The organism is Bradyrhizobium sp. SZCCHNRI1009 (assembly GCF_032487575.1).
Lineage (GTDB): Bacteria > Pseudomonadota > Alphaproteobacteria > Rhizobiales > Xanthobacteraceae > Bradyrhizobium.
Genome location: NZ_JAUEUL010000048.1, coordinates 1 through 4,059 on the forward strand (window position 1 = coordinate 1; position 4,059 = coordinate 4,059).

Annotated in this window: 1 protein-coding gene; it reads right to left on the bottom strand. The window is 64.5% G+C overall.

Annotation, left to right across the window (positions count from 1 at the left end):
* Positions 1-325: 325 nt before the first annotated feature.
* Complete coding sequence (locus QX010_RS32960; RefSeq protein ID WP_316183705.1) at positions 326-3,886, bottom strand: error-prone DNA polymerase; 3,561 nt, start codon at positions 3,884-3,886, stop codon at positions 326-328.
* Positions 3,887-4,059: the final 173 nt, after the last annotated feature.

Below are 4,059 nucleotides of genomic sequence, written 5' to 3' on the forward strand. Positions count from 1 at the left end.
GTTCGAAAGCGATTCGTCAGTCACTCGACCGAGGAATCATCCATTTCCGGCAGCAAAATGGTAAGTTAGCGCCAATGAGACAGACCCCTCACCCAACCGAACTTGCCGCACCTTCCTACATGCCCTCTCCCACAAGGGGAGAGGGCGCATTCACTTGCACTGCGCACGATCTTTCAACGTGCAAACACCGCGATGATAATTCCAATCGTTGATGCGGATCGTCATTGCACTTGGTGGAGGAAGTTACTTCGGGCGATGCGAAGCATCGCACGAAACACCGCGCCCAACATGTTAGGCGAGCCATGTGGCAACACCTCTCCGTACCTCAATGAAAATCCCGCGAGCGCGGCAGGATGCGGACGTTGCGGGGGTGGCTGACGCGCTGGGAGGGAGTGTCGGGGTGGTCGCGGCGGTCGTCGTTGAGCGGCTCGGCGGGCGTGGCGCCATGAGGGACGGCGCCGAGGCGGTCGTCTGACAGCAAGGCGAGGTCGGCGCTGCGGTCGACCAGGCTGATGGCGACGAGATGAACGACTTTCTCGGGGCTGCTCTGGATGCGGCCTTCGACCAGCACGAGGCGCGCGCCCATCACCTCCTTGCGGAAGGTCTCCATCACCTTCGGCCACACCACGATGTTGGCGATGCCGGTCTCGTCCTCCAGGGTCATGAACACGACGCCCTTGGCGCTGCCGGGCCGCTGCCGCACCAGCACGACGCCAGCACAGCGGACGCGGCGCCGATCGTTGGCGTGGTTGACGTCGCGGCAGGCCAGCACGCCTTCGGCAGCGAAGCGCTGGCGCAGGAACTCCATCGGGTGGCCTTTCAACGACAGGCGGATGGTCTGATAGTCCGCGACGACGTGCTCCGGCAGCGGCATCTCCGGCAGCGGCCTGGCGCCCTCGTCCGGCTGCTCGCGGGCGATGGCGGCCTCGAACAGCGGCAGCGGCACGTCGTCGGGCAGCCGGCGCACCGCCCAGAGCGCAGCGCGACGGTCGAGCCCGAGCGATCGGAACGCATCGGCATCGGCCAGCAGCAGCAGCGCGCGCTTGGGCAGCGCAGTGTCGCGGGCGAAGTCTTCCAGCGAGGTGAACGGTCCGCGGGCGCGGGCCTTGATGATGCGGTCGGCCCAGTCGTCTTCGCGGTCGTCGTTTGGGAGTGACAAGTGAATTTGTTGCTCGTTGTCATTCCAAGGCGAAGCGACAGCGTCGAGCCCTCGAAACGCATCAAGCCTTTGTGAGTCACCCGCTGTATCCCCACCGTCATTCCGGGATGCGCCCTCTTGGGCGCAGGCCCGGAATGACACCGGGGAGACAGCTGGCAATAAAGGTGTGGAATCAGCCAGCGTCTCTCTCCGCATCTTCTCCGACAATTTCCTGATCCGTTCCTCGTCGCGGTCGATCCAGCGGAAGCCGTCGATCTGGCGAAAGCCGAGGCGGACGGCGCAGTATTCATCGTTCGTGTTCTCCAGCGTGTTGTCGGCGAAGCTGTGGGACACGTCGATGTTGCGGATCTCGACGCCGTTCTTGTGGGCGTCGCCGACGATCTGCGCCGGCGCGTAGAACCCCATCGGCTGCGAGTTCAGCAACGCGCAGCAGAACGCATCCGGATGGAAGCATTTCAGCCAGGACGAGACATAGACCAGTTGCGCGAAGCTCGCGGCATGGCTCTCCGGAAAGCCGTAGGAGCCAAAGCCCTTGATCTGGTCGAAGCAGCTCTTGGCGAAGGCCGGATCGTAGCCGCGCGCGATCATGCTCGTGACCATCTTCTCCTCATAGGAGCCGATGGTGCCGACGTTGCGGAACGTCGCCATCGCGCGGCGCAGGCCGTTCGCCTCCTCCGGCGAGAACTTTGCCGCCTCGATCGCGATCCGCATCGCCTGCTCCTGGAACAAGGGCACGCCGAGCGTCTTGTGCAGCACCTTGTAGAGTTCGTCCGCCGGGCCGTGATCGGGCGACGGCGACGGATAGGTCACCTTTTCCTGATTGTTCCGACGTCGCAGATACGGATGCACCATATCGCCCTGGATCGGCCCGGGCCGGACGATCGCAACCTCGATCACGAGGTCGTAGAAGGTGCGCGGCTTCAGCCGCGGCAGCATGTTCATCTGCGCCCGGCTCTCGACCTGGAACACGCCGAGCGACTCGCCCTTGCACAGCATGTCGTAGACTCTGGAATCCTCCCGCGGCACCGACGCCAGATCGTGATGAATATGCTTATGCTGCTCGATCAGCGCAAAGCTCTTGCGGATGCAGGTCAGCATGCCCAGCGCGAGCACGTCGACCTTCATCATGCTGAGCGCATCGACGTCGTCCTTGTCCCATTCGATGAAGGTGCGGTCGTCCATCGCGGCATTGCCGATCGGCACGTAGCTGTCGAGCCGATCCTGCGTCAGCACGTAGCCGCCGACATGCTGAGACAGATGGCGCGGAAAGGTGATCAGCTCCCCCGCCAGCTCCACCGCGCGACGGATCATCGGGTTGGCGGGATCGAGCCCGGCCTGGCGCACCTGCATGTCCGACAGGCCGTCGCCCCAACTGCCCCACACGGTGTCGGCGAGCACGGAGGTGACGTCTTCGGTCAGGCCGAGCGCCTTGCCGACGTCGCGGATGGCGCTGCGCGGGCGATAATGGATGACGGTGGCGATGATCGCCGCACGGTGGCGGCCATAGCGGCGATAGACATATTGCATCACCTCCTCGCGCCGCGAATGCTCGAAATCGACGTCGATATCCGGCGGCTCCAGCCGCTCCTTGGAGATGAAGCGCTCGAACAGCAGATCGATCTTGGTCGGATCAACCGAGGTGATGCCGAGCACGTAGCACACGGCCGAATTCGCCGCCGAGCCGCGGCCCTGGCACAGGATGCCCTGGCTGCGGGCATAGCGGACGATGTCGTGGACGGTGAGGAAGTAATGCGCGTAGTTGAGCTCGGCGATCAGCGCCAGCTCCTTGTCGAGAACAGCGCGCAGCTTGTCATCGAGATGGTCGCCGAAACAGGTCTTGGCTCCGGCCCAGGTCAAATCCCGCAGATGCCCCTGCGCGGTCTTGCCGGGCGGCACCGGCTCGTCGGGATATTGATATTTGAGCTGGTCGAGCGAGAAGGCGATGCGATCGGTGAAACGGATGGTCTCGGTCACAGCGTCGGGGTGGTCACGGAACAGCCGCGCCATTTCGTGGCCCGGCTTGAGATGGCGCTCGGCATTGGCCTGGAGCCTTCGGCCGATGGTCTCGATCGAAGCTTTCTCGCGGATGCAGGTGAGCACATCCTGCAGCATGCGCTGCTGCGGATGATGATAGAGGACGTCGTTGGTGGCGATCAGCGGCACTTTGCTGGAAGCCGCAAGGCGCGCGAGCCGCGCCAGCCGGCGGCGGTCGTCGCCACGATACAGCAGGCTGCCGGCCAGCCACACGCCTTCGGCGGGGCTGTCCTTGAGACGGGCCAGGATTTTGCCGAGGGCGTCCTCCTCGAAGCGATGCGGCGGCATCAGCACCACGAGCTGGCCTTCGATGAACTCGAACAGATCCTCGAAACTCAGGCGGCAGTCGCCCTTGGCGACCTTGTCGAGATCGCTGCCGCGCTTGCCGTGGGTGAGCAGCTGGCACAGCCGGCCGTAGGCGGCGCGGTCGCGCGGATAGACCAGGATGTCCGGCGTGCCGCAGGTGAACACCAGCCGTGCGCCGTAGAGCAGCTTCGGCTTGCAGCTCAGCCGGTCGCTACTCAGCTCGCTGTAGGCGCGGACGATGCCGGCGAGCGTGTTGTGATCGGCGATGCCGATGGCGGTGAGGCCATATTCGGCGGCCTGATGCACGTAGGCCTGGGGATGCGAGCCGCCATGCAGGAAGGAGAAATTGGTGGTGATGCCGATCTCGGCGTAGGGGATGGAGGTCATGGCGGAGGCGCTCGTGCTGGAATAGCGGCGGCGCTACACCCCCAGTCGTCATGCCCGGGCTTGTCCCGGGCATCCACGTCGCTCCCAGGATGCCGAACGACGTGGATGGCCGGGACAAGCCCACGGCTGTCCGGTTCAGACAGACTGGACATGGTGCATGGCGTGGATTCTTC